Below are 26,383 nucleotides of genomic sequence, written 5' to 3' on the forward strand. Positions count from 1 at the left end.
TTTCTGCTCAGGCCGCCATTGGTATTACTCTTAGTCAGACTAAGCCAGTTGCTTAGGCTGTACTGTTAGAGGAAGATCGATTATGACCCGTGTGCCTTGCTGCTGGCCTGAATCGAAGGTGAGCTGCGCGCCAATAAAGCGCGCCCTTTCCCGCATGGAGATTAACCCCAGTGAGGAGGGTTTAGCCTGGGGTTGAATCAGACCAATGCCGTTGTCAGCAATCTCGATGTGAATGGCTTCGGCAGCATAAGTAATACTGATTTCAACCTCAGTGGCATCGGCATGCTTAGCGATGTTGGCAAGGGCCTCCTGAATAATTCGGTACACATTAATTCGCACTTCATCGCTTAGCGAGGGCGGCGTTCCCTGACTATGCAACTGACAGTGAACACCGGCCCGCTGCATTGACTTAAGCGTGTCGTTGTTGCGCAGTACGTGTTCCAAAGGCAGGTTGTCGATACCGGCTGGTCGCAGTCGTCCGATACTCTGTTTCATAGCGCTATACAGTTCATCAAGCTTACAGGTAATGGTGCTAAGCGCATTATTCTGGGCCGGCATTCGGGACGCGACCAGGCCAAGCTGAAGTTGTAAATCTACGATTCGATGGCCAAAGTCATCGTGCAAATCCCGCGACAGCCGTTTGCGTTCAGCTTCCTGGGTGGCAACCAATTGATTAGACAGTGCCTGAATATCGTTAATAGCTTCTTGTAGAAGTCGATTCTTCTCTTCCATGTTTTTGTTGGCTGCCAGTAATTGGTTTGTCATCTGTTGCGACTGCTCTACAGCGGCGCCTAAAATTAATACGGTAATAGACATGCCAACAATGTAAAACTGATGCGCCAGCGGCGACTCATTTGAATGTAGCGAGGCAACGAAAGCCGTTAGCCCTATCAACAGTGTGGCCAGCGCGCCGCCGTGCATGCCAAAACGGTAGGCGAAAAACAAGGCAGGCAGTATGGCGATGTATTTTAGCTGATAAGTAAAATCGAATCCGGAACGAAATGACAGAATCACTGAAAATAGGGTAGTTACCCACAATAGTGCCAGTAGCAACAGTAGTTTGCTGCGTGTAGCGGTCAGTTTGCTTTGGAGAAGGACAATAACAATGGGGGTAAGGACCAGGATGCCAACAAAATCTCCGAGGATAAAGTCAAACCAGACAGGCCAGAGTATTTCGCGAAATTCGGTGTTCTCCATTGCTCGCCGGCCCAGAAAAGTCAGGCCCAGCAAAGCACTTAAAGCAACTCCAGAGAGCAAAAAGCTCAGCACTGAATTGACGTTATTGAAAAAAGGCCTGCGGTTATACTTTCTGAACAGCCACACGCATACCATTACAGCCGCTGGCGACAGTACTGAGTGTGCAATCAGCCAGCCAAAGCTACCACTCATGAAAGCACTTTCGTCAAGCGCTGCACCGGGTGAAAACAAAGTAAAAAAAGTAAGCTTTTCTGAGATAACCAATGCCGGCCAGGCCCGGTAAGGGCAAACTAAAAAGGCGGCAAGTCTGATGCCGGCGGGAAGATACCAACTGACAGTAGCTGTCACAGTTTCAAATTCGCGGCTCACCAGCCAGAAGGCATGAAATACAAAGGTATAGACCAGCCCCATCAGCAGGTAGCGAAAGCTGAACAGACGTTGTAAGGATGAAGTGAAAGACGACACCATAGACAACGGCGCTGGTAACACAAAAATCCTGGTGAAAAGTTTATGCGCTGGGTGCATGAATAAAGTCATCCAGGCTCAGAATACCTTCATTCAGAGCGATTCGCAGCAGTTCGAACTGTGATGTCACCCCGAGCTTATGATAAATGTTCGTTCGGTGCACCATGATGGTTTTTGGCATGGTTTTGAGCTGGCTGGAAATACGTTTGGGTTGCAAACCTTTGGCTAACAATAAAAACACCTCTCTTTCCCGTTCAGTGAGTTCCGAAAAGGCGTTATTGTGGCCAAAAGCAAGCTTGTTACTTAAATCGGTGCTGAGATAATTGTCGCCGTTTTCCAGTGCATTCAACGCGCACATCAGCTCTTTGGTTGCGGCTGTTTTGGTAACGTAACCGTCGGCACCCAGTTCCAGCGCCTTAGAAATATAGCCGACATGCTCATACATGCTTACCATCAGGCAGCGAACATCGGGGTAGTTGGTTTTAACGGTATTCAGTACATCAAAACCGGAGGCTTCCTGCAGTGATATATCAATAATTGCTACGTCTACATCTGCCAGAACATCTACATTCGGCAGTTCTTCTATCGCGGCTACATCAAACAAAACATGCCAGCCAAATTCCTGCTCAACCAGGTTTTTAATGCCGTCCCTGACTAATTCGTGATCATCAATAATAACAATATGCATCAGCAAGTCCTTTTTTACCGCACCAGTGTAACGCGACTTGTGATTAGCTTAAATAAGCCAATGGCTTAGATGGGGAGAACACAAAGTGTACAATTAAGGCTTCAACTCCTTTTCCAGTTAGGGTAATGTCAAAAGAAAACAGTAACCCTATAAAAACAGAACGAAAAGCGATAATGCATGCTGTTTAACTCCTACGAATTTATTTTTGCGTTTTTGCCGCTGACCATTTTACTGGTGTGGTTGTTTGGGCGGTATGCCTCGTTTCAAGCCGTTGTGTGCGTGCTGGTGCTTGCCTCATTATTTTTCTACGGCTGGTGGAATCCGGCTTACCTCGCTATCATCCTGGTCTCCATGGTGCTCAACTACCAGTTAGGAAAGCGCCTCAGTAAAAACCGCAAAAAAATAACTTTGTATATTGGTGTTTTCCTGAACTTATTGTCGCTGGGTTACTTTAAATATACCGATTTTGTTCTGGAGAACGTCAATTTATTGCTGGACACCCCTTTGCCGCTTCCCGGTGTGGTATTGCCTCTGGCTATTTCATTTTTTACCTTCCAGCAAATTGCTTATCTGGTGGATTCTTATCGTGGCGAAACTGTAGAAAAACACCCATTGGATTATGCGTTGTTTGTGACGTTTTTTCCGCAATTGATAGCAGGCCCTATAGTCCACCATAAAGAAATGCTGCCTCAGTTTGCTAATGGCCATGCCTCTATCACAGCCAGGAATCTGGGACTGGGATTGTCGATATTTGCTCTTGGGTTATTTAAGAAGGCGGTACTCGCCGATGGTGTAGCAGGCTATGCCAATGTTGCTTTTGCTAACGTGGATAATGGCGTAACACTGGATTTTTTTGCTGCCTGGGCCGGAGCTCTGGCCTATACCTTCCAGCTCTATTTTGATTTCTCCGGGTATTCCGATATGGCCATTGGGTTGGCCAGAATGTTTGGCATCATTTTGCCATTAAATTTCTATTCGCCTTATAAATCCGTCAATATTTCTGAATTTTGGCGCCGCTGGCACATGACATTATCGCGTTTTCTTCGGGATTATTTGTACATAGCTTTGGGAGGGAACCGGGCCGGTAACTTCAATCGATACCGCAATTTATTTTTAACTATGGTCATTGGCGGGATCTGGCATGGCGCGGGCTGGAACTTTTTAATCTGGGGGGCTCTGCATGGTTCTTATCTGATTATTTTCCATGCCTGGCGTTACCTGTGTCCTGCACTGCATGCGTTGCAGAGTGGCTGGGCCCGAATGATAGGTTGGGCTGTTACCTTTGTTGGCGTAGTCGTTGGATGGGTCTTTTTCCGGGCGGTTACTTTTGACGGTGCTATTACTATGTTAAAGGGAATGGTTGGCGGTTACGGCGTATCTATTCCTCAAGGTATCTGGACCCGCTTAGGCGACACCGTAACAGGGATGCTATCGCAGATAGGGATAACCGAGTCTTCCGCCGGAAGCAGCGCTTTTGTTGAAGTTTGGGTGTGGAACTTCTTTTTATTGGTGGTGGTGCTGATGATGCCGAATACGCAGGATATTTTCAGTCGGGTGGCGGGCTCGTTGAGCAAGTTATCTTATAACCGGCGCGATACCTTCTGGCCCGGATTTAACCTGGTCACCGGAATAGGCTGGAAAGCGAATACGCGCTGGGCTTTGATTTCAGCGGTACTTTTTGTGGCCGGGGTTCTCACTTTGTCTCAGGTGAGTGAATTCCTTTATTTTCAGTTTTAGCCTATGAATTATCTAACGCGTTTAGCACTGTTTATCGTTCTTGTCTTCGCCCTGGTCGGCGGATTCAACTTTCTGGTGGATCCCTACGGCTTTTATTGGAGCCCGGCGCTAAAAGGGTTTAATCAGCAGAAGACCCAGGCCGATGAAAGAGTAAGGGAAGTCACTCCTTACCGCGCACAGGCTCTGCAGCCTGATACTGTTTTAATAGGTAATTCAAGGGTTCAGCTTGGCATTGCTGCTGAATCTGAGGTACTCAAAGGGCGTCACGCCTATAATCTCTCGCTGCCCGGCGCTGGTCTGGCGGAAACATTGCGTCATGCCTTGAGTCAGGCCCGTTATAATCCCAACCTGACTACACTGATTATCGCCCTGGATTACCGGTATTTCCTGCATAATTACTCGCATAGTCCTGGGCCGTGGTCTCAGCAGGCGTTACTCGACACTATTACTCAACATCCTGAGAGCCCTGTAGACAGGCTAATGCGCATTTATCCTGCAGTGTTTTCACTTGATACGCTGTTCGATTCGGTGAGGACCATCGCCCAGCAGGGAGGGACTCATAATAATATTACCCACCTGGGCAGTAATACTGGCGGCTATTACCTGGATGCAATTAAAGCTGAAGGTAAAAGACGCTTCTTTCAACATCAGTTTGATGGCCTATTTATGCGTTTTGGGCGCAAACATTTGACTTACCAGGCTGGCGGGCAGGTTTATTCAATAGCCTTACTAACAAGCTTTCTGGAGGAGATGAAAACAGCGCATCCGAAGGTTGCACTGCATTTCTTTATCAATCCATACCATCAGTCTTACTGGCAGGTTATTTACAAGAGCGGTCACTGGGGAAGCTACCTGCAATGGAAGCGGGATTTAGCCCGGGTAGGAGATAGGTACCCTGAATACGCAATTTATGATTTCAGTTTACCCAGCGAGCAAACGTTGGAACCGCTTAACTATGCACAGGACAGGCAACTTATGACCTGGTACTGGGAGCCGGCCCATTATCGACCCAAGCTGGGCGATGAGGTGCTAAAAGCAATACTGGATAAACCCTCTTCCATTAATACTGCTGACTGGCCAATCAGGTTGCAACAGCACACCATTGAAAGAGCCATTGAGCTGAGTATCGACGGTTTAGCTCAGCCTGAAATCAGGTAATCGGCGATATGCAAATCGTGGCAGCACGGGTTCGTTCGCTTAGCATTGAAGACAAATAACGACTTTAAGATCGTCTGTATCGACAATTCTGTCCAGAGTTTGCTTATTCCACGTAGCCGTTCCCTGTTAGGTATATTGCTAACACCTGATGTCGCGTTTAATTCAATCAATGGCCGGTTCGACAGTCTGAGGCGGTGATAAGGTAGTTTGCAAAGAAAGGCGTTTTTTGAGGTAAATAAAAAGGGAGTTCAGTCACTACTGAACTCCCTTTATTAGTACGATCAGAGATGCTTATTTGGCTTTTCTGCGGCGTACAACCATGATGCCAAGACCACTTAACAAAATCGCCAGCGTAGCAGGCGCGTTTGCGTTAGTGATGCTGTTAATCCAATCAAGATAAGGCGCGTACAGGTTACCACCAAAGATGTGACCGTAACCGCCATTAGCGACTGGTGAGCTATCAATACCAAAAGTATTGTTACCCGCTAACAAAAACTTATCGTTTGTGGAATCATAAACAAATGAAGGACCACCGGAATCACCACCACCAATGTTTGCTTCAAACAAGCCGGTAGTTGTATCGCTGCCGAAGGCGTCGCCGCATACACCAAATACGATACAGAAATAATCCCAGTTAGTGCCGTCGGCTACACCGTCAAAGTCGGCATACCATACTTCAGCTTCGGAGCCGAATGCTACAGGGCAGGCAGCTGAAGATGAATAACCGCCTGAACGATCTGGAGCAGCCACACTGGCATCGTCACAGTCGAAAAACTCCGGGATATTGAAACCATAACGTTTGTTCGTCCAGTCAGGGCCAGCTGTGTAACCATCTAATCCGTTACCCGTGGTGCCATAACCAACCATAGTGAAAAGGTCACCATTGTCAATGTCGCCAGTGTAGAAATCATAAATTTCAACGCCCGCAGGAATATCCTCTTCCAGCGTTAAAATCGCGATGTCATCGTTAAGGCAGCCGCCAGAAAAACCAGCCCCTTCAGTAGCTGAGCAAACGCCAAAACCCAGGTAATCAGGGTGAGCGACTACGCTGGAGCTAGGGATGTAGTCAACAAAACTGCCGCCGTCAGAGAAAACTGCACTCACCGTGCCTGTAGACAGGTCCATAATTGAACCGTCATCACGTTCAATACAGTGTGCTGCAGTAATAATGTGTCGTGGCGAAATCGCACTACCGGTACAAATGTAGAAGCCACCGTCACGGAAGATTTCAATGCTCACTACGCCGGTAAATTCACCTGCTGCCGTGAAAGGAGCACCGCCATTGCCGTACAGGTTAGAGTCACCTGCTGCAATAGCAGGACTAACTGAATGGCCCTCTAACGTTACTGGTGATGCAGTAACCAGACCTGCCGTCAGGAGACTACAAAGTAGAGTCCCTGTTTGTAACATTTTGTTTTTTATTTTCATTTTGCTTTTCCACATGGTTTTTTTCGAAATTTTCTTATGCAAGTATCGAGCCTCTGTTGTGTTTTTCTTTAACTTGTTGAAAGTTAATGACTATATGTATATTTAACGGTGCACTTTCAGTGCGAGCAAACAATTCTGTTAAAAAAACTGACATTAAGGTGGTATGCTGAAAACTGGATATAATAAAAACACTCAGTAACGATTCTAACGATATGAACAAGTCTACCTCCACCCGAATTGCCGTGATTTCTGCTGTGCTGCTAATGGTTGCAGGCTGTGGCCAGAAAACCACTGTTGAGCATATAAGTGAAGCAAAACAGCATTTAGAACAAGGCGATAATAAAGCCGCTATTATTGCGCTCAAGAATGCCATTCAACTGGATCCACAAGCAGCTCAGCCACGATTTGAACTGGGCAAAATTTATTTGCAGGAACAGGATTACGAGTCGGCGGAAAAAGAACTTTCCCGGGCATTCGACTATGGCTACAAACCGGCCGATGTGTTGCCATTATTATCCAAGGCTTTTCAGCAGACCCGCGCCGATGTGGCGATGACAGAATTGCCGCTGGAAAGCAGTGGTTTATCGAATGTTGATAAAGTAATTGTAGGTTATCGCAAAGCTTTATCACTGCTGACACTCAAGCAAAATAAGCAGGCCGTGTTACTGTCAGAAAATTTAACAGCGCTGAATGTGAACAGCGTTTATCACGACCTGATTCAGCTCATTCCATTACTGGCAGCCGAAAAATATGAGGAGGCGATGGCTAAGGCTGAACAAGCCAGAGATCGCTCGCCACTTAATAGTGATGCATTATTAATACTGGCGCGGCTGTATACGTCTACCGGTCGGGGAGCGAAAGCTGCTGAAACGTTTAAAGACTATCTTCGCGTTGAACCTACTGATATACGAGTGAAATTTATTCTTGCCAGTTTGCTGATTCAACAGCGGGATGCTAAGCAGGCAGAGCCTCTCGTGGATGAGCTATTGATGGTAAACAGTAAAAGCCCGTATTTAAATCAGCTCAAAAGCATTGCGCGGGCAGTAGACAACGATCACGAAGCGGCACTTAAATATGCTGAAATAGCAATAAATACCGGTCGACTGGACCCAACGTTAAGAGTGGTTGCTGGCTTTGCCGCTTACAAAACCGAGAATTACGATAAAGCCGTGGAGCATTTATCAACGGTTGCCAGCTTACTGCCAGACGATCACCGAGTGTTACGTTTGCTTGCTGCCAGTCAGGTAAACTCAAGTACCAGTGCTCAGGTAAAATCCGTAATTCAACGCCTCGATAACTTTCAATCCACGGATGTTCCCTTGTTATCCAAAGCGGCACTGGAAATGTTGAAAGCGGATGATGAGGCGGCAGCCAGCGAAATGATTGAACAAATGGAAGATTTGTCACAAAGCGCTGAGCAAATTGTGCAATTGAATTTGTTGCGGTTATCGGTAGACGATATTGACGGTTTGATAGGTGTTGATGAGATCGTCGAAGATCAGGAAGTCCCGGTCCAGGCTAAACAGATGATTGCTATGGCGCTTATCAAACATGGTAAGTATGACGAAGCAAAAGCCATTGCCAGAGAGTTAAATAGCAATGATAAGACAGCGTTCAGCAGTTTCATAATCAATGCTGAAGCTGCACTGGCGAAAGGTGATTTAGCTGGGGCTGAGGTGGCTGTTGAGAAGGCACTTAGCGAGCAACCAACTGCAGTACCTGCACAGGTTTTAAAAATGCGCGTGCTTGAACAGCAAGGGCAAGTTGATAATGCATTGACGCTGGCCAGAAAAATCGTTGCAGACAGCCCTAGCGCTTTTAGGGCATGGCAGTTTCTACTCTCACAGGACAAAGAGCAGGCGCAACAGGAGCTATCCTCACTCATTAATTCTCTCGAGTCGGGCCTGACGAATCCGCCACTAAGAATGCTGGCTGCCCAAAAGGCTCTGGAGTTCAACCAAAAGGAGCAGGCGCTTAAGCTAATCGAAGGTATTTCACTCTCTGCTGACAGCCCTCAAACGCTGTGGCAATTAAAAGGTAATGTATTAGTACAAACCAATCAGGTTATTGCTGCCGAAGAGCACTTCAGGCAATGGTCCGAATTTTTTCCAAATCAGGAAAACGCGGCTATAGGTGTCATTGCAGTGAATAATATCCGTGGCAATTATCCGGCGGCGCTGGCCGAAGCAAACCGCTTTTTACAATTGGAAGATAATCAGGAAATTCGCATCCTTCAGGCGTTGTTTAATGCAAGGCTGGGTAATCTTGAAGAAGCCAAAGCGGCCTGGCAGCAAATTGATGAACGACTATACGATGAACCAGAAGTACGGGGAATAAATGCCTATATCAGTTTGCTGGAAAGACGTCCTGCAGAAGCCCTTGATGATGCGCTGGCAGCTTATAAGGCGAATCGAAGCTTTGATTACCTCGCATTACTCACCCGAATATACGCGGCACAGGATAAGCGCAACGAGGCGTTAGCGTTGTTACAGAAACATAACGCTACGCCAGACAAGGACATTCGTTCGCTGATGTTGATGGCGGAGTTTCAGATGGTATTAGCCCCGGATGAGGCAGTAACGAGCTATAAAGAAGCCATCGCGGCAGATCCCTATAATTACGTAGCACTGAATAATCTCGCGTACCTTAAAATGAATCAGGACGAACTAGAAGAAGCGAGAAAGTTGATTGAGCAAGCCTACGAATTTATGCCGACCAACGACGGGGTTGTGGATACCTATGCCGAAATTTTAACCAAACAAGGGGAGGCAGATGAAGCCATCGTACTTTACGAAACGATCATTGAGCAGCCCGGCATTGCCGAACACATCCGCCTGAATTACGTTGAAACGCTGCTAAAACAAGGCAGCAAAGCGATAGCTCAGCGTAAACTTGAACGTATGCGGTTTTCGCAACCCGCTTCATTTGTGCGCCTGAATAGCCTGATTCAACAATATGAATTAAAGAATATTAGTCCTCGCTAAGTATCTATCAGTCTGCATCGTCAGTTTTTCTCAACTATAGTTAAGTCAAAACCGATTTCGAAAAAATAGTTGAATAACTCTGACGATACAGGCTGAAAGATAGAGAATGCTTAAAAGCATTACTGACCTAAGTGCGTTAGGTTTACACTTCGCACGGCATTGACCTTTGTGGCCGATTAAAAAAATAATAGTGAGCCCATATTATGCGACAAACAAACCCTTCCTATTTGTGCATTTACTTGCCCTCAGTTACCGGGCACCACCTTACGTATCTGGATAAAGTTCTGAGTGCACTAGATAAAGATGAAAAGGTGTTGATACTGACCCCGGCGACAAACGCTGTTTTCGAGGCGATCAGCAAGAAAGTTGATAAAGTGATTTTTTATCGGAAAACCTTTAAATCGAATAGTTTTATCCAGAGTTACTATGAGTGTAAGTCAATTGCAGAGTTGGCTCGCCAGACTCCAGTTAAGAAAATCATTGCTCCAACAGGAACTACAGCAGCATGGCTATGGCCCATTTTCAATTTTTCTGGACGATGGAAGTATCACTTTTTAATGCTAAGCCCCGGATTGTTGACTAACGCATCTTATGGCGAGAAGCTGATCAAACTCTTGTTATTGTGTCTGCATCCGAAAAATACCCTGAGCACCATCGATAATGCTTCGTATGATCATCCTGGTTTGTTAGGCTATTTTATCCGTAGTCGATTCAAACTGATTCCTGACCCTATTGACAAACAAGAACCCATAACCAAACGAGCTGCTTATGAGCAGTTTGGGCTCAAGAAAGGCTTTTTTTACCTATTGGCATGCGGAGCGATGAATACACATCCGCGGAAAAACGCAATCATGCTTATTAAGTCTGTAGCTGCAATATCAGCAAAACATAAGGTTAAGCTTGTGTTGGCCGGCAAACTTTCGAAAGAGATTCAAACTTACATAGACAATCTCGGCGAAGAACAACGGGATAGGTTTCATGTCATTAATAGGTACCTAAGTGACCAGGAATTAATGGATATTACGAATTGCGCTGATTTGGTCTGTGCCCTTTATGCTCATCATTACAGCCCGTCAGGCATTGTAATGCGAGCTATAAAAACGAATACTCCGGTATTGGTTCCAAATTACCACTGGTTTAAATACATGGTTGAAAATTTCAATGTTGGTTATTTGTTAGATTCGTTAGATGAAAGGAGCGTGTCTGAGATGATATTGAACATAAAGGATGAACAGGCTGAACCATCATTTAACTGTTGTGAAAAATTGTTAGCTTATAGTTCTGCGCAAAATTTCCAGGCTCACTGGCGGGATAGGGTATATGAAACGAGAGAATCAATGGAATACGAGGAAGTGCGAACTAGTTGTGTTTGATTATTCAGGTTTTCAACTGTTTAAATCAAATTTCAATAGATAATTATTTACATATATTCTAAATATATTTCTTTACCCGCAGAGTGATTAACGATAAAACTTGCCCGAAGCACATCCTCTGCAGGGTAAATTATGGAAGCCTTTATCGCTGAGCTGAAGAAAGCCTTTTTGGTTGCTCAGGACGCCATTCTCAGTCCAACATTTTTGTACCAGGCTATCGTTATTGTCTCGATTTATGCCGTTGCCTGGCTGGTATCCTCGAGTTTGCGTCGGCAATTTAGCTGGACGAGAGAAGCGCCAGCTGGCGGTACGCATATTCTCCGACTCAAAATGTACCGCCTTGGCGGTACGCTGTTCCCGGTTATTACTATTACCCTGCTAAAGCTTACCTCCATACTGGGCAAGCAGTATCAGTTAGACGCCTGGCTGTTGGAAGTCGCGGTAGTGCTGGCGATTATGATTTTCCTCAACTCTTTTATTCGTGCCTTTGTTGAAAGACGTGGAATAGCGAATTTTCTGCGCTGGGTGGGTTTGCCCATTGTCTTTCTGCACATGATTGATGTGCTGCCGTCTGTCATTGCCGCCTTAGAGTCAATCTCAATAAATATTGGCAACGTCAGCGTCTCTGCCTACGGCATCGCCAGAGTGACTATATTCGGGGTTTTACTGTTCTGGCTTGGCCGGGCATCCAGCGTCGTGGGTAAAGACATTATCCGTAATCATGAAAAGCTTGATGTGACCACCAAAGAGGTGTTTTCCAAGCTCTTTGAGGTGGTACTGTTCTGCGTTATTTTTCTGCTCTTGCTGAATATCATGGGGATCAATCTTACGGCGCTTGCGGTATTTGGTGGTGCGCTGGGTGTGGGACTGGGCCTGGGGTTACAGTCGATTGCCTCAAACTTTATATCGGGCATTATTATTCTGCTGGATCGCTCATTAACCGTGGGCGATTTCGTTGAACTTGATGACGGCAGCAAGGGGTTTGTGCGCGAATTTAAAATGCGTTATGCGGTGCTAGAAACCTATGACGGTAAAGATATCCTCGTCCCAAATGAGAAGTTTATCAGTTCGCTGTTAATTAACTGGACACATAAAGATCCTAAACAACGTTACCGCATCGACTTTTCCGTAGCTTATAAAACCGACATCCGCGCCATGGTCGAAATTATCAAAGAGGCCGTAAGCGAACATCCCCAGGTAATAGGCGGCCCGGATATTCCGTTTGAAGAACGCCCTGATTGTGAGATCGACAGCTTTGGCGACTCCGGCGTTAATATGTTTGTGGAGTTTTGGATGGAAGGTGTGGATGACGGTAAAAACCGGGTCGGCGGCGATTTGCTGCTGATTGTGTTTGAAACACTGCGGGCACACGATATTGAAATCCCGTTCCCGCAACGCGAAGTGCGTGTCATTAACGAAGACGCCATTTCACTTAAAAATACTACGCCCTGATTAAAAGGGGGTTTGTGCCCCCTGGGTTTTAGTTGGTTGGAACAGGCGTAGTCTGATAGGCGCCTGTACCCCACAATGGCACGGTCGATAAGCTGTGTTTAAAACTGCCCGAAGTTTCCTTGGTGGAGTAGGCCAGGTACATCAGCGTTTGGTTTTGGGGGTCGAAAATGCGGCGAATTTTCATATTTTTAAACAGTACGCTTTTCGATTTTTTAAAGACGACGTCACCTGATTTTGATTTATCGATAGCCGCTATCATGGCAGCCGTGATTTCGCCGGTCTGACGGCAGGCAATAGAGCTGTCGGAGGGATCGGCCAGGCTTAAATCCGCCTCAATGCTGGCCACATGGCAGGTTACCCCCGGGATCAATGGGTCGGTGAACATGTCTATTTTGATGTCCTTGGTGGTAAACAGCCCCAAAGAGACATCACCCACTTCGTTGCGGTCGCAGGCAGTTAGCAGTAAAACGCCCGTTAGTGCGATTATCAGCTTTTTCATAACATTCCTTTTAACAGTTGCCGGTTGGTTACAGGGTACACCCAACGGCGATGCTTCGGTATGTTTATCCCTGATAGTTGATGTACAATAGCCGGCGTTAAACTTATTTACGGTTGTGCGCGTACCAAAGGTCGCATTTCCGATATCAATCAAGGAATTTAATCATGCCATTACTCGACAGCTTCCGTGTTGATCACACCCGCATGCAAGCCCCGGCTGTACGCATTGCGAAAAAAATGACGACGCCTAAGGGCGATCCCATCACCGTTTACGATCTGCGCTTTACGGTACCAAATCAGGAAGCATTGTCTGAAAAAGGCATTCATACCCTTGAGCATTTGTTTGCGGGCTTTATGCGTGAGCATTTAAATGCGGACGACGTTGAAATCATCGATATTTCTCCGATGGGCTGCCGTACAGGTTTTTACATGAGCCTGATTGGTACACCAGACGAGGAGCGCGTAGCCAAAGCCTGGCTGGCAGCCATGAATGATGTGCTGAATGTTCAGACAGAATCCGATATTCCCGAGCTAAACGAGTACCAGTGTGGCACATACAAAATGCACTCACTGAAAGAAGCGCAAGACATTGCGCAACAAGTGTTGAATCGTAAAGTCGGTATCAATAGTAACGACGAGCTTTATCTAAGCGATGAGTTTTTAGAGCAATAAAACAGGCCTCTTCTGCTCTCGTACCGGGAGCAGAAGTTATTTACTTCTGCCGGTTTACCCCGACACCATCACCATTTTTCGGATTGTGCCATCGCCTCTGGTGAGAATATACAGCTCACCCGCACCGTCCACACCAAACCGCATCTGCGCATGATTAGCGCCATTTTGAATATCCGACAGCGTTTTTATCCTGGCATTGTGTTTTAACTTAAGCTCGCCGAATTGGGCCATCTGGCCATTCCTGAGAGCTGCAGCCTGAGTGTAAAAAATCCGTCCGCTGGCCATATCGCCGAAGATATACATACCATTCAGTTTAGTTAGCAGCGCTCCGTGGTATACATATCCGCCAGTTATTGCGCGCCCCAAATCATGCTCGTACTGTAAGGCCGGATAAGTATAGTTAAACTGCGAGTCGTTTGCCGGGAGAGGATGATAGGTTTTATTGTTTTTACGGTCGACATTCAGGAAGCCTTCACGCTGGCTCCAGCCATAGTTGCTTCCGGCGATACCGACATTAATTTCCTCAGCCAAAGCCTGACCTATATCGATGAGAATCATGCGATGGTCGCCAGCACTATCCCAGGTAAACCGCTGCGGATTGCGTAACCCATAAGCCCAGATCTCAGGTAAAAAAGGAGGGTTATTTACAAAAGGGTTATCCGGCGGCACTGTATAGGGTCGGGCACCTCGGGCAAGCGGATCAATCCGCAAAATTTTACCTAATGGGAGTTGTGGGTCCTGGGCGGTATGAAAAGCGTTTATTTCCTGTTTATAACCCACGGTATTACCGCCATCCCCAACGCCAATATAGAGCCTGGCATAATCAGGTTCACCTGGCATTGCTCTGTTGTTAAACGCGATCTGGCCGATGGTGTGATCGCGAAAAGGGTGTGAAATTCGCATTACCACCCTACTTGAAGAAGAATCTATGCGGTTATTGCTGACAGAAGACATCTGCCATTCCCGGATAACATCCAGATGCGATGGTGTTCTTCCTGTATTCACTTCCTTAAAGTCTGGCTTGCCGGAACCGTATCTTTCAGTGGTTGCCGTATAGATTTTGCCGAAACCGGGCAGTCCGGGCCGGGCGAAATTGGGGTGAAAAGCCATCGAGGTCAGCCCTTTTTCGGTATCATTTCGAACAAACACATCGCCGAGGGCAGCGTTCACGTCTAAAAAGGGTTCGTTAATGAGCTTTTCGTTATCGATGGTATACACATAACCATCCAAGTCCACCGAATAGAAGCGCTTTGAATCGTCCTTAACAGAGGCTAGGGTAGTTATTCTGGCGCCTGAACGTTTACCCGGACGTATCGGCAGGGTCGCGACATCACGAATAATAACCTGTATATCTTCATAATTAATAGGTTGGCTAATTTGGGCTGTAGTGACCGCAGTAGCTTGCATTGGTGAAGAGCTCTGAGTTACAGAAACCTGTTTATTGTCACTGCAGCCAAACAATACAGATAGAAGTAATCCCAGCAGAGAAATCTCCCTTATGCGAATAGCTGAGTTTTCCATAACCTGTACTTCCTTGATTCAAATTATCAAAGCCTTAGCGAGGCTTTTCTAAAAATAGTATTAATAATCAAACAGAATACTTTCGAACAACTGCTCGGGCAAGACACATTCACGTTCTTTCACGGCTGGATGAATATCAAAGCAAATTGCAAGAACTGTGGCCGTACATTATAGCGCGATAAAGCCGTAAGATCGGACGGCCGTTTTAATCCGGGTCGCTTTAACAAGATGATGGTTCGTTAGCTTTTGATTGCGGGTCTGTTAATCCTTAAGTAAACTGATTGCTAAATTAAAACAATCGTTCGGCCGCTACTGGTTTACCAATTCTCTAATAAAATCAGGCTAGTGTGGCAAATCTGCCGCGTAGAATATATTGTTTAAAAAACAATAATAACCATGGCGAAAAATAGCGCCGCCTTTTTTATCGGGTAGAGGACTACCCATGCAGTAGAGGACAAGGATGTGACAGACTCCCCCCGTACCCATCAGAAGGTAGCACCCTATCGTGCCGTGTGGCTGGAAGGTCTGCTGACCATCGTCACCATGGGTTGTTACCTGTTTATATGGTTTGCCCTTGCCGCCCGCGATTGTAAACGCATAACCGGTCGCTCATTTACGCCCATCCTGTGGTTTTTTGCGCCGGTAGTGTGTTTGCCGTTGCCTTTTGCCTCGCACATCCTGCTTAAAACGTTTAGTGATATTGAAGCCCAGCGGCAACTGCCGGGCTGGAGCAGAATGCAGAACATTGCCTGGAATGGCCTGTTCAGCGGTGCCTATATTGGTGCTTATGTTGTTGCCGAATTCATTGAGAGTCAGGCGCTGCAATTTGTCTTGTGGGCTGTGGCGTTTATTTTATTTTTGCTACTACATCATCGTTTAAATCGCATCAGGCAAGCATTTGAGAGCGAACCAATGATGCACCGGTTCGCCGGATTCAACGCCCTGGAGTGGGTGGTAGGGTTACTGTTTTTAGCCCTGTGGGTTGGGTTGTTCTGGGCGCTGGGGCAGTTGAAACTGGTGAATGTAGAGACTACCCGTATTGAGTCCGGAACCGAAGTCGTGCTGCCTGAGGCAGGCGTGCGCTTTACGGTGAACCAGGAAGGCTGGGAAAATGTGCCGATTGGCACTGTCACCGATGGCACGGCTGAATACGAACTACGAGGGCCTGCCTCATTAAACAATATGTGGTACGCCGTATTTACTTATACCGAACATGACGACTTTAATGAAGTCGCGCAAAATCGCTACGCTACTTACCTTGAAGTGCTACCCGGTGCACAATGTACGGCTTCACGTTCACTGCAACAAGGAACCGATCTGCTGCGTTCGGTAGTAAGCTGCGAAAATACCGAGGCTGGTGATAAGCAGCTCTATATTTCACACCTTATCGAACGGGAGAAAGGCCTGGTTGAGCTGGTGGGATACATGTGGGTGGCACCGCGTAAATATACGCAATACAAGCCGCAATTTGTCAGGGACGTAAAAGGGCTGATCGCAGATGAGAAGTAAGCTACTCCTATTATTCAGTTTGCTGTTAACGCTGCCGGTATCGGCTGAATTTCTGCAGGGGGATGGGTTGATTGCGCGGGCCAAACAGCTTGCCAGTGAACTGGAACCTGATGCCCACAGTGCGTTAACCGGCCTGGAGCGTACCTACAAAGTTGCAGTGAAAGACAACAAAGTAACCGTTTACGGTCATAAAATCTGGTTTTATCCCACCACAGCATCCGTGCAGAACAATGCTTACGAAAGCATTTATTTTAATCAGTTAAATGAAAAGCTCACGGTGCTGACGGCAGCGAGTATTTCGCCAGAAGGCAAGGTGAGTTACGTCAATGAGTCTCATCAGAAAGTCATTGCAGAAGATACCTACAATACCTTCACGGAAACCGAAAAGATGATTGTGTCTTTTCCGGCGGTGGAAGTGGGCGGCATCACGCTGATTGCATATAAAATTGAGGAAACTCTCACAACGGAGCGACCCTTCTGGAGTATTCGCTCCTACCCTCAGCAAACTGCTGATATGCTGAATTACAGTTTTGAGGCGCAGTGGGACGACAGCGCCCGGTTGTATTTTGATAATACCAGTGAGCTTGTAAGTTGTGAGCAGCAGCCCGCGCGGGTGTACTGTCACGCCGTTAATCTCGTGGCGGCAGAGTCTGACAGCGTGGTGAACTGGGGCGATAAGTTAGGCCAGATCACGCTTTCTACAGAGCCAGATTGGCAGGCGGTTAAAGCGCAAGTGCGCCCTGGCTTTGTCAACGCTATCAAAAATAACCAGGGCGTACAGCCGCTGGTTGATGAGTTTGCTGGTAGTGCTGATGGCAAGCAGGCACTGATCCAGCGTATTTTCGAGTTTGTTGCCCGCGATATTCGTTATGTTTCTCGCTCTGAAGCCGGCTACGACATAGTGCCGCATAACGTGGACGAAACCATCGACAACCGCTTTGGTGACTGTAAAGACAAATCGGCCTTGCTGATAGCCATGCTCCGCGCCATTAACATTGATGCTGAGCCGGTATTGGTGGCAACCAAACGAGAGCGGCCGGGCATGGCGGGCGCTGCTGCCGTCGGTTTATTTGATCACGTAGTGGTTTGTTTTAATTTTGAAGGCCAGCAATATTGCCTCGATCCAACCGACCCCTACACGCAATGGCAGAGCACGTCAGACTGGATCCAGGGGCGGGTTGCACTGAACCTTTCTAACGATGCGTCGTTAACTACCATTCCACGCCCGCAATATCGCTGGCAGCTTAAAGCGCTGTCAGATATTACCATTACGCCAGAGGGGGGCCAGCAAGAGCTCGTTACCCTCACTTTTCTGAATGAGTATGCATCGTTAATGCGTCAGAACATGGCTGGTCTGTCGCAGCCAAAACGCCTTGAATACATGGTGGATGTTTATCATGATGTGGCCAATGAAGATGCTGAGCCGGTGTTTGAGATCTCCGGCGTTGATACTATGTCGAGTAGGTTAACTACCCACGCTGAAACCACCTACGAGCCTTATTTTAATCCTCAGCAGGGCATTTCTCTGGCTGAGAATGACTCGTGGTTACGCGGAGAACTCTCATCATCATGGCTCAACAACGAAGTTTATGGTCAGTTTTACCCCGGCTTCTTAGTCGAGTCTGAGTATAAAATTCAGGTACCGCATGACTGGGCACTCAACCGCTATCCGCCGGACCTGAACCTGGAGCATCAGTATGGCAGGCTCACCCGCTCTTATCGGTTTGAGCCCGGCGATGAGCTGGATACTTTGTACGTGACTACCACATTATCAATGCCTTCGCGCTATCTAGCAGTAGAAGAGATAAAAGTCTTCAATGATCTATTAAATGTCTTCTATATGCAGGCACCGATTACCTTTGGGCATGATAGTTAAGCCCGCTAAGTGGTTGCGTTAGTCTGATTGCTGAATGCTGATAAAAGCGCAGGCAATCACACAGCAAAGGCTTAAGGTTGTGGTTGTTAGTATGAAGGCGTGAGCGGGTGGCTGATTTATTATAGCTACCAGGTATGCGCCGACGGATGCGCCGGTGAGGTGGAAAAAGCCAGTTAAAGCGGCCAGCAGGCCCGCCGAGGTGTCAGAAAAGCCGAGCATTAAAAGCACGCTGCAGGGCATGGCAATACCGGCCAGGAAGAAAATGAGGTAACTAAAGCTCATAATGAGCCATAGGCTGTCAGCCCCCATTATTGAGATCCACAACAGGGCGGTACAAGACAACCCCAGTATCACCCACCCGGACAGTGTGAATTTATGCAGCGCAGAAACGCCCGATAATTTAATATTTACCACGCTACCCAGCACAAAACACATGGTAGCCAGCAGCGAAAACAACGAAAATGCCCCTTTGCTGTAACCGTGCTCATTGATAATCAGAGACGGGCTGATAGTCACAAAGCCGAAAACGATGCCATAAAGTAATCCGCTGGCAGTTCCGGTTAACAGAATCGGGCTCACACTGCTTTTTAGCAGCGTTAAGGTGTCCCGCATTACATGCGGAGAGTTGGAAATAGGCCGCAATTTCAGCGCGGGAGTGACCGCAAAAAGTAATCCGAAAGCCAGCAGCGCAATTACCAGCACCACGAGGAATATGGCCCTGAGTCCCAGCCACTCACCGGTGAATGTGCCTATCATTGGCGCTATTGCCGGGGCGATGGCAAAGGCCATATTGGTGAGAGAAAGAGATACATTCAGTTGCTGTGGGTTAAATATCTGTTTCGATAAGGCTCGCGTTACCGAAACGCCAACCCCACCGCCCAGCCCTTGAATTACCCGCCCGGTTAAAAAGAGCAGCGGACTATTGGCATAGGCAACCATCAACGTGCCCACTATAAATAACAGTAACCCTGACTGCAGCAGACGAGGCTTATTCAGGTAGTCGCAGGCGATGCCGGATAACAGCTGCGATAGCGCAAACGCGATGAGAAAAATGGCTACGCTTTTTTCAATCAGAGCGATATTTGCGCCATGCAGCTGGGCTAATTCATTAAAGAATGGCGTATAAATGCCCGTTGAAAGTTGACCGAGGACAGCGAGGAGAATAAAAGTGACGGTCATCCCGTAAAATAAACGTCTGGAAATCGCTGAGGTCATCGAAAGACTTTCCCGCTATGATTAGTAAGTTATCATTCTATTTTGTTGTTATGACAAACGTTTGAAACGGCAAGCTCGGATGCTTAATACAGATTTTTAATATTTTCTTTTGCAGGATAATGAGTTACACACTTAACTTTAAGAAAGTGAGCAGAAAACTTGCGTAATCTTCTTAATCGTTTAAGATTCAGTTTGCGAAGTTAATTTTTTGTGTGTTTTATGTTGCGCAGAAAGGCTGCGAATAGTCGCGCACAACATCAAACCTTGCACTAATATCAGCGTGTTACATGTTTATGTTTCGAGTTTGTGTGAATCAGGAGCATGTTTGTTACGCTAACATTTACTACAAACAGAGATCTTGCTATGAAAGATTCACTAAAACCGAACTTAAGCTTTTGGCAGATATGGAACATGTGCTTTGGCTTTTTTGGCATCCAATACGGCTTTGGTTTGCAACAGGCTAACCTGAGTCCGATTTTCCGCTATCACGGTGCGGCAGAGCACGAACTGCCTATTCTGTGGCTGGCTGGCCCGGTAACTGGCTTGCTCATCCAACCGCTGATAGGGGCTATCAGTGATGGTACCTGGACTCGCTTTGGTCGGCGTAAACCGTTTTTTATGATTGGTGCACTGGTTGGCTCAATTGCTGTGATGTTTATGCCTTATGTGCCTGAATTATGGATGGTAGTGGGATTATTCTGGATCCTTGATGCAGCTATGAATACCGCCATGGAACCGTACCGTGCGCTGGTAGGTGATAAGCTCAATCATCAGCAACGTCCTACTGGTTATGCCTTACAGTCTTTTATGATTGCTGCCGGTCAGATACTGGCAGGTCTGATGCCATTGATAATGATCTCTGTGGGCGTTTCAGCCGAAACCGACGGTAAGCAAATTCCTGAAATAGTGAAATATTCTTTCGCCTTCGGTGTGGTGGTGATCCTGGTTTCCATGGCCTGGTCATTTATAAAAACAGAGGAATATCCGCCAGAAAATATGGAGGCTTTTCACGCTAAACGGGAGCATAAAAGCATTAGCCATGTGTTTACTGAGTTGTGGAGTGCGGTGGTCGACATGCCTAAGTCATTGCGCGCCGTGTGGTGGGTGAAGCTGGTGACCTGGTTTGGTTTGCCTATGATGTGGCAGTACCTCGCGTTGTCGATTGCCCGTCACGTATACGATGCCCCTAATCCGGATAGCCCCGGCTTTGTAGAAGGGACAGCGCAGGTAGGGATGGCGTTTACCATTATGAACGTGACCACCCTGCTCATGGCGCTGGTTATCGCGAAGGTAGTTACCAAAATTGGTGATGCTAAAACTTATGCACTGTTTTTGCTGATTGGCGGGCTGGGTTACCTGTCGATGCAACTAACCACTGATTTGTACCTCACTTTTGCCTGTATGGCGCTGGTAGGTATTGGCTGGTCGGCTGTCATCACCGTGCCCTTTATCATTGCTGCCGACGTAACACCTGCCGCCAGAGTAGGGGTTTACATGGGGCTGCTGAACGCCATGATTTGCCTGCCGCAGATCATGGAAATGCTGTCTGTGGGTTATTTCTATGACTCTTTACTGGGCGGAGATCCGCGTAACGCGTTGGCTCTGGCCGGTATTTTGTTTGTGGTCGGTGCCGGTCTGGCATTGCGCATTAACACCAAACCTGATCATCTGGCTAATCAGGAGAAGCAATCATGCAACTAACACAGATGAACCGCCAATGGTGGAAAGAGGGCGTGGTTTATCAGATTTATCCCCGCAGCTTTCAAGACTCCAACGGTGACGGTGTGGGCGATCTCCAGGGCATTATTAGTCGCCTCGATTACATCGCTTCGCTGGGGGTAGACATTGTCTGGTTAAACCCGGTTTATAAATCGCCTAACAACGATAATGGCTACGATATTTCTGATTATCGTGACATTATGGATGAGTTTGGCACCATGGCCGACTTTGAGGAGTTGCTGGCCGGTTTTCATGCCCGTGGCATCAAGGTGGTGATGGATTTGGTGGTAAACCACTCCAGCAGCGAGCATGAATGGTTTAAACAGGCCTGTTCGTCCCGCGATAACCCCTATCGCGATTTTTATCACTGGTGGCCGGCCGAAAAGGGCACACCGCCGGAGCGCTGGTCGTTCTTTGACGAAGAAGGCAGTGCCTGGGCTTATCATCAGCCCACCGACGCTTACTATTTGCATTACTTTGATAAAACCCAGCCAGACTTAAACTGGGAAAACCCCAAGGTGCGCGAAGAAATCTTCGACATGATGCATTTCTGGTTTAAAAAGGGCATCGATGGTTTCCGGATGGACGTGATCACCTTTATTTCCAAGCATGATGACTATCCGGTATTCGAGGGCGTGCATGGCGATGCCATGATCGATGTTTATGCCCAGGGTCCCCGTTTACATCAGTATTTGCACGAAATGAACCGTGAGGTGCTGCAGCACTACGATATTATGACCGTAGCTGAAGGGCCGGGCACCAACCTGGATAATATCCATGACCTGGTGGACGAAGACCGTCAGGAACTGAACATGAATTACCACTTTGAGCATGTGGAACTAGGCGTTGATCAACGTAAGATCGTCAACGCTGATTTCCAGAACCTGGTGAAGTACAAAGAGATCATGAGCGCCTGGGCAACCACTTTTGATGAAAAAGGCTGGGGTACCCAATGGCATACCAACCATGACTTTCCGCGCCAGGTGACCTGGTTTGGTGACGACTCGCCAGCTTACCGTGTGCAGTCGTCCAAGTTACTGAGCACCTTTTTGCTTACCATGCGCGGTACACCCTATTATTACATGGGTGATGAAATTGGCATGACCAATGCCAAATTCGACAGCATTGATGACTACAACGATCTCATGACCATCAATTGGTATAACCTCACCAAAAATGAGGGCGGTGATGCCGAAATGCTGCTCGAGTCACATAAGTTAAGTGGTCGCGACAATGCCCGTACGCCTATCCAGTGGGACGATTCGGCCAACGCTGGTTTTACTACCGGTAAACCCTGGTTAAAGGTGACCGGTAATTATCCCGAGATCAACGTGGCTGCCCAGGAAGAAGACCCGGACTCGCCACTGAATTACTTCCGCCAGCTTACCCGCCTGCGCAAGGAAAATCTGACGCTGGTTTACGGCGCTTATGAATTGCTGCTACCGGATGATGAGCATATTTATGCGTTCACCCGTAAACTTGATGATGAGGTGATTCTTGTATTGCTTAACTATTCGAGCCATCAACATTATTGTGTACTGGAGCCGGCACTGATTGGCGACAATGTCATGATCAATAACTATGCATCGCTGCAGTCAGATGATTCTGGTTATACCCTTGAGCCCTGGCAGGCTGTGGTGATCCGGCTAGCGTAAAAATCGTCGCTGTTTTAAGCCAAAAAGCCGCTCATATGAGCGGCTTTGTTGTTTTTGCCGGGATAAAAGGCTGGTTTGCGATTTAGCGTTTAATTCTGCGCCGGAACACGATGGTAGTTACGGCAATAACTAATAACGCCAGCGGATGCATTGCACCGCCGGAGGAGCCGCCACCTGAAGGTGGTGTGGGTTCACTGCCATTGTGTACGCCCAGCATGGGCATGAACTAATGAGGTGAAAGTCCTCTGTAGGAAGGTCACCATCCTTAGCGATTTATATTGCTATTAGATGATAACTACTAGCGAATGGCAAGGGCAAATCCGCGAGGATTTGTCTGGAGGAAGCCGCTAGCAAATCTGCGAGCTGATGAACAAGAATATCATATGAGGCGTAGGCTGAAGGTGAGTCGGCACAAGACGACGAAACCATGTGATCTAACGGCCACCGTAAATGATGCAGCAGTGCAGAGACAGTTCATGTCCTTATCTGGGGAGATCTGCTTAACAAGCGGTCGGTAACTAACCAGTCAGGCTCTGGTATACAAGTGCCTTGGCTTTTCAGCTCCATCAACTGGAAAGAGCGAATACGATGAAAACCGACAGCGTCAATAGAGGCAACTTTGTTGATGATTAAGCAGAAGTCAGCAGACGGCATAGTAGCCAAACACCCATCGTAATGGATGGGACACGGTGAAGGCCTGAACCTAAAGGTCAGTGAGGAGCCTGTGCAGCTCAACGTCTTCATGCCCGACCGGGCTTAGGAGCGTTGGCGCAAAAGCAGAAACCAGCATTGGGATAAGTTGGAGCTAATCGGCCAGCCTATTTTGAAAACTTTTGGGAAACGCCCTGTGCGGAGCCGCATGCAGGGTGTTGTGGGGGCTGGAGGCTAGATACCTCCGGCTACCCGATTGATCAGGGTGTTGGGAACAGGGGTTAAGTCCGGATTGGTCACCGTAGCTGCGTCTGTAATCACAATATCGGTAATTAACACAAAGTTATCGCCGTCCGGTTCACGGCCGTTGGTGGCATCGTCGTTGGTGTAATCCTGGAGCGGGATAGAGTTTGCTGCCCCGCCTAGATTAAAGCGAGGAAGCTCGCTAATTGCGTCTGCGACATCCATGCCGTTATCAATCACCTGGCCAAATACGGTAAAGCCACCATTCTGCACATCCAGGTTCTGGCTGTTATCAGATAAATTAATAAACCATTGTGATGTAGCACTGTTCGGATCGCCGGCTTGTTTGGCCATGGCAATAGTGCCACGTACATTCGAAAGCAACGGTTCATTAACCACTGCTACACCGGTAGCAACGTTGTCGAGTGGCAGGGTATTGTTGTAGGTGAAGCCGCCAGCCTGGACGACAAAGTCAGGTTCAGAACGATGTACTACGTTATTGGCATAAGCCCCTGAGTTAACGTACTCAAGAAAGTTTTCAACGGTCTCCGGGGTGTCTTCATCAAAAAGGTTAACGCTGATGTTGCCCATATTGGTACGGATTTCCACCACCGTCGCCGCAGCCTGCAGGCTGAAAAGAGCGGCTGTGCTTAGTGCAAGAATTGGTTTTATCATGCCGGTCATCTGCTCGTTGTTATTCAAATGCAGGCCAATAGTACGCAAAGTCCGGATGGCCGGAAACCTTTTCTCTGTATCATTTTGTAATCGTGTTTCTGACTGGTATAAACATTCGGTATGCCTTTATATGGCGATGGTTGTGAGGAGGGCGGCGAAGATTGGCAATTATTGTACTGGGTGACTACTATAAACAGTAATGTTTGTTGCTGATAAGCGGGCTACTGCCTCAGGTGCGTCGCTGTCAGCCAACAAGCTGGTTGTAAATGACAACAAAAGAGGAAGAATAACTTGGATATGAATAACACAGAGACAAGGCTCCTCACCAAATACCGCCTGCTGGATGAAGGTCATCAACAGATAGTTGAGAAATTTATCGATAAAATTCTCGCTCAGGATAAAGACAGCTATGATGCCAATCTCTCCAATGCAGAATTGGTAGAGTATGCCATAGAGCTTGAAAGACAAAGCGACGCCTAGTCAATCACTTCGGCTTAGCTCGTAATCGTGATAACAGCACCCGGTCCGTTTTAGCTTAAAGCGGACTTGAAACCAATCCTGCGCCTGCAATAAATCCCATTTCAGTCTTAAATACAGTAAACTTGCGCACAACGTAGCGATAACAGGACGAACGTAGTGGCCTTACAATGGTTTCCGGGGCATATGCACAAAGCCCTCAAAGAAATAAAAGAATCGATAAGTCAGGTTGATATCCTGATAGAAGTACTCGATGCGCGGATCCCGTATTCCAGCGAAAACCCGGAAATCGCTAAAATCAGAGGGGATAAACCCGTTCTTAAAATCCTCAATAAATATGATTTAGCAGACCCGGAGCTGACCGCCCGGTGGCAGGCTTATCTGGAAAGTGAGCGCGGGGTAAAAACTATCACCACCACTACCGACAACCCGGCTAACAGCAAGCAGATCATAAAATTAGTTCAGACGATCTGTGCCCAGAAACACGCGTCAGTGAAATCAATCAACGCCATGATCACCGGGATCCCCAATGTGGGCAAATCGACCCTGATTAACATTCTGGCTGACCGGGTGATTGCCAAAACGGGTAACGAGCCCGCGGTAACTAAGTCTCAGCAACGGATTAATTTGGGTGGTGGGATTGTGCTTTATGACACACCGGGGGTGCTGTGGCCAAAGCTGGAAAACCCCAATTCTATCTACCGGCTGGCGTCATCCGGCGCGGTAAAAAACACCGCAATGGAATACGATGATGTGGGCTTTTATGCCGCAGACTATTTAATTAAAGCTTATCCAGAGGCAATGAAAGAGCGCTACAAGCTGGAAGAGTTGCCCGATACTGAGCTTGAGTTTCTGGAAGCCGCGGCCAAAAGCCGTGGCGCTATAATGGCTGGTGGCCGGGTTAATCTGCATAAGATCTGCGAAATCCTGTTAACCGAATTGCAGGCCGGTAAGTTGGGACGGCTGACTCTGGAAACGCCTGAAATGATTGAGCAGGAAAAAATAGAAATGGCCGCCGCTGCCGAGAAAAAAGCGGCCGACAAAGCCAGGCGCAAACAGAAATTCAAGGAAGGTTCGCTAACCCCGGATAAAGTGGCGCGTAAAGAAAAACGCGAAGAAAAGCGGCAGGAGCAGAGCCGCCGGATGAAGAAAAACCGGCGCTAGCAGCGCCTCTTGCGCAACTAGTCAGC

At 47.4% G+C, this 26,383-nt stretch carries 20 protein-coding genes; 12 read left to right on the forward strand and 8 right to left on the reverse strand.

Annotation, left to right across the window (positions count from 1 at the left end; translation table 11 throughout):
* Positions 1–39: 39 nt before the first annotated feature.
* Entirely contained in the window at positions 40–1,686 is a 1,647-nt protein-coding gene (locus AC566Q_RS04695; RefSeq protein ID WP_499614213.1) for an MASE1 domain-containing protein, read from the reverse strand.
* A gap of 19 nt (positions 1,687–1,705) precedes the next feature.
* Positions 1,706–2,350 carry a response regulator transcription factor gene (locus AC566Q_RS04700; RefSeq protein ID WP_105934801.1) on the reverse strand — a complete coding sequence of 215 codons (645 nt, stop codon included), beginning with the start codon at positions 2,348–2,350 and terminating at the stop codon, positions 1,706–1,708.
* Between the two features lie 177 nt (positions 2,351–2,527).
* On the opposite strand from AC566Q_RS04700, the gene AC566Q_RS04705 reads away from it, so the two are divergent.
* Together AC566Q_RS04705 and AC566Q_RS04710 are read left to right on the forward strand one after the other, a co-directional pair.
* Positions 2,528–4,087, forward strand: a complete 1,560-nt coding sequence (locus AC566Q_RS04705; protein WP_105934802.1) for an MBOAT family O-acyltransferase — start codon at positions 2,528–2,530, stop codon at positions 4,085–4,087.
* Positions 4,088–4,090: 3 nt separating this feature from the next.
* Positions 4,091–5,245, forward strand: a complete 1,155-nt coding sequence (locus AC566Q_RS04710) for a hypothetical protein (RefSeq protein ID WP_105934803.1) — start codon at positions 4,091–4,093, stop codon at positions 5,243–5,245.
* A 291-nt stretch (positions 5,246–5,536) separates the two neighbouring features.
* Here AC566Q_RS04710 and AC566Q_RS04715 read toward each other — a convergent pair whose 3' ends face one another.
* Positions 5,537–6,673: a trypsin-like serine protease gene (locus AC566Q_RS04715; RefSeq protein ID WP_499614218.1), complete on the reverse strand. Its 1,137-nt coding sequence runs from the start codon at positions 6,671–6,673 to the stop codon at positions 5,537–5,539.
* A 212-nt stretch (positions 6,674–6,885) separates the two neighbouring features.
* Between AC566Q_RS04715 and prsT the strand changes: the two genes are divergently transcribed.
* The 3 genes from prsT to AC566Q_RS04730 all read left to right on the forward strand — a co-directional run bounded on the left by prsT (position 6,886) and on the right by AC566Q_RS04730 (position 12,482).
* A complete protein-coding gene (gene prsT, locus AC566Q_RS04720; protein ID WP_499614221.1) occupies positions 6,886–9,657 on the forward strand; it encodes an XrtA/PEP-CTERM system TPR-repeat protein PrsT in 2,772 nt (923 codons plus the stop codon).
* A gap of 203 nt (positions 9,658–9,860) precedes the next feature.
* Positions 9,861–11,030, forward strand: a complete 1,170-nt coding sequence (locus AC566Q_RS04725; protein WP_105934807.1) for a glycosyltransferase — start codon at positions 9,861–9,863, stop codon at positions 11,028–11,030.
* Between the two features lie 132 nt (positions 11,031–11,162).
* Positions 11,163–12,482, forward strand: coding sequence for a mechanosensitive ion channel family protein (locus tag AC566Q_RS04730; RefSeq protein ID WP_499614224.1), 1,320 nt, complete (start codon positions 11,163–11,165; stop codon positions 12,480–12,482).
* A gap of 28 nt (positions 12,483–12,510) precedes the next feature.
* On the opposite strand, the gene AC566Q_RS04735 is transcribed toward AC566Q_RS04730, so the two are convergent.
* Complete coding sequence (locus tag AC566Q_RS04735; protein WP_499614227.1) at positions 12,511–12,981, reverse strand: CreA family protein; 471 nt, start codon at positions 12,979–12,981, stop codon at positions 12,511–12,513.
* A 164-nt stretch (positions 12,982–13,145) separates the two neighbouring features.
* Here AC566Q_RS04735 and luxS point away from each other — a divergent pair, with 164 nt between their 5' ends.
* Positions 13,146–13,652: an S-ribosylhomocysteine lyase gene (gene luxS, locus AC566Q_RS04740; protein WP_499614231.1), complete on the forward strand. Its 507-nt coding sequence runs from the start codon at positions 13,146–13,148 to the stop codon at positions 13,650–13,652.
* A gap of 54 nt (positions 13,653–13,706) precedes the next feature.
* Here luxS and AC566Q_RS04745 read toward each other — a convergent pair whose 3' ends face one another.
* On the reverse strand, positions 13,707–15,173 hold the full coding sequence (locus tag AC566Q_RS04745; RefSeq protein ID WP_499614236.1) for a PQQ-dependent sugar dehydrogenase: 1,467 nt from the start codon (positions 15,171–15,173) through the stop codon (positions 13,707–13,709).
* 462 nt (positions 15,174–15,635) lie between these two features.
* On the opposite strand from AC566Q_RS04745, the gene AC566Q_RS04750 reads away from it, so the two are divergent.
* Together AC566Q_RS04750 and AC566Q_RS04755 are read left to right on the forward strand one after the other, a co-directional pair.
* Entirely contained in the window at positions 15,636–16,682 is a 1,047-nt protein-coding gene (locus AC566Q_RS04750) for a DUF4234 domain-containing protein (RefSeq protein ID WP_146129560.1), read from the forward strand.
* A complete protein-coding gene (locus tag AC566Q_RS04755) occupies positions 16,672–18,558 on the forward strand; it encodes a DUF3857 domain-containing protein (RefSeq protein ID WP_499614241.1) in 1,887 nt (628 codons plus the stop codon). The genes AC566Q_RS04750 and AC566Q_RS04755 overlap by 11 nt, the downstream gene beginning before the upstream one ends.
* An 18-nt stretch (positions 18,559–18,576) precedes the next feature.
* Here the strand turns inward: AC566Q_RS04755 and AC566Q_RS04760 are convergent, their stop codons facing one another.
* The gene (locus AC566Q_RS04760; protein ID WP_499614245.1) at positions 18,577–19,773 is read right to left on the reverse strand and encodes an MFS transporter; all 1,197 of its coding nucleotides are present in this window, start codon (positions 19,771–19,773) and stop codon (positions 18,577–18,579) included.
* A gap of 363 nt (positions 19,774–20,136) precedes the next feature.
* Here AC566Q_RS04760 and AC566Q_RS04765 point away from each other — a divergent pair, with 363 nt between their 5' ends.
* A complete protein-coding gene (locus AC566Q_RS04765) occupies positions 20,137–21,474 on the forward strand; it encodes an MFS transporter (RefSeq protein ID WP_499614249.1) in 1,338 nt (445 codons plus the stop codon).
* On the forward strand, positions 21,465–23,147 hold the full coding sequence (locus AC566Q_RS04770) for a glycoside hydrolase family 13 protein (protein ID WP_499614251.1): 1,683 nt from the start codon (positions 21,465–21,467) through the stop codon (positions 23,145–23,147). Before AC566Q_RS04765 ends, AC566Q_RS04770 begins: the two co-directional genes overlap by 10 nt.
* An 82-nt stretch (positions 23,148–23,229) precedes the next feature.
* Here the strand turns inward: AC566Q_RS04770 and AC566Q_RS04775 are convergent, their stop codons facing one another.
* Together AC566Q_RS04775 and AC566Q_RS04780 are read right to left on the reverse strand one after the other, a co-directional pair.
* On the reverse strand, positions 23,230–23,364 hold the full coding sequence (locus AC566Q_RS04775) for a hypothetical protein (protein ID WP_499614258.1): 135 nt from the start codon (positions 23,362–23,364) through the stop codon (positions 23,230–23,232).
* Positions 23,365–24,032: 668 nt separating this feature from the next.
* Complete coding sequence (locus AC566Q_RS04780; protein ID WP_499614261.1) at positions 24,033–24,716, reverse strand: peptidylprolyl isomerase; 684 nt, start codon at positions 24,714–24,716, stop codon at positions 24,033–24,035.
* Between the two features lie 297 nt (positions 24,717–25,013).
* Here AC566Q_RS04780 and AC566Q_RS04785 point away from each other — a divergent pair, with 297 nt between their 5' ends.
* Together AC566Q_RS04785 and ylqF are read left to right on the forward strand one after the other, a co-directional pair.
* Positions 25,014–25,196, forward strand: coding sequence for a hypothetical protein (locus AC566Q_RS04785; RefSeq protein WP_499614269.1), 183 nt, complete (start codon positions 25,014–25,016; stop codon positions 25,194–25,196).
* Between the two features lie 156 nt (positions 25,197–25,352).
* Entirely contained in the window at positions 25,353–26,357 is a 1,005-nt protein-coding gene (gene ylqF / locus AC566Q_RS04790) for a ribosome biogenesis GTPase YlqF (protein ID WP_499614277.1), read from the forward strand.
* Positions 26,358–26,383: the final 26 nt, after the last annotated feature.

The sequence above is a fragment of the Alteromonas sp. H02 genome (genome assembly GCF_059682525.1).

Coding starts and splice junctions, on each gene's coding strand:
- AC566Q_RS04700 (WP_105934801.1), bottom strand. CDS start 2,350: ATGCATATTGTTATTATTGATGATCACGAATTAGTCAGGGACGGCATT.
- AC566Q_RS04705 (WP_105934802.1), top strand. CDS start 2,528: ATGCTGTTTAACTCCTACGAATTTATTTTTGCGTTTTTGCCGCTGACC.
- AC566Q_RS04710 (WP_105934803.1), top strand. CDS start 4,091: ATGAATTATCTAACGCGTTTAGCACTGTTTATCGTTCTTGTCTTCGCC.
- AC566Q_RS04715 (WP_499614218.1), bottom strand. CDS start 6,673: ATGAAAATAAAAAACAAAATGTTACAAACAGGGACTCTACTTTGTAGT.
- prsT (WP_499614221.1), top strand. CDS start 6,886: ATGAACAAGTCTACCTCCACCCGAATTGCCGTGATTTCTGCTGTGCTG.
- AC566Q_RS04725 (WP_105934807.1), top strand. CDS start 9,861: ATGCGACAAACAAACCCTTCCTATTTGTGCATTTACTTGCCCTCAGTT.
- AC566Q_RS04730 (WP_499614224.1), top strand. CDS start 11,163: ATGGAAGCCTTTATCGCTGAGCTGAAGAAAGCCTTTTTGGTTGCTCAG.
- AC566Q_RS04735 (WP_499614227.1), bottom strand. CDS start 12,981: ATGAAAAAGCTGATAATCGCACTAACGGGCGTTTTACTGCTAACTGCC.
- luxS (WP_499614231.1), top strand. CDS start 13,146: ATGCCATTACTCGACAGCTTCCGTGTTGATCACACCCGCATGCAAGCC.
- AC566Q_RS04745 (WP_499614236.1), bottom strand. CDS start 15,173: ATGGAAAACTCAGCTATTCGCATAAGGGAGATTTCTCTGCTGGGATTA.
- AC566Q_RS04755 (WP_499614241.1), top strand. CDS start 16,672: ATGAGAAGTAAGCTACTCCTATTATTCAGTTTGCTGTTAACGCTGCCG.
- AC566Q_RS04760 (WP_499614245.1), bottom strand. CDS start 19,773: ATGACCTCAGCGATTTCCAGACGTTTATTTTACGGGATGACCGTCACT.
- AC566Q_RS04765 (WP_499614249.1), top strand. CDS start 20,137: ATGAAAGATTCACTAAAACCGAACTTAAGCTTTTGGCAGATATGGAAC.
- AC566Q_RS04770 (WP_499614251.1), top strand. CDS start 21,465: ATGCAACTAACACAGATGAACCGCCAATGGTGGAAAGAGGGCGTGGTT.
- AC566Q_RS04775 (WP_499614258.1), bottom strand. CDS start 23,364: ATGCTGGGCGTACACAATGGCAGTGAACCCACACCACCTTCAGGTGGC.
- AC566Q_RS04780 (WP_499614261.1), bottom strand. CDS start 24,716: ATGATAAAACCAATTCTTGCACTAAGCACAGCCGCTCTTTTCAGCCTG.
- AC566Q_RS04785 (WP_499614269.1), top strand. CDS start 25,014: ATGAATAACACAGAGACAAGGCTCCTCACCAAATACCGCCTGCTGGAT.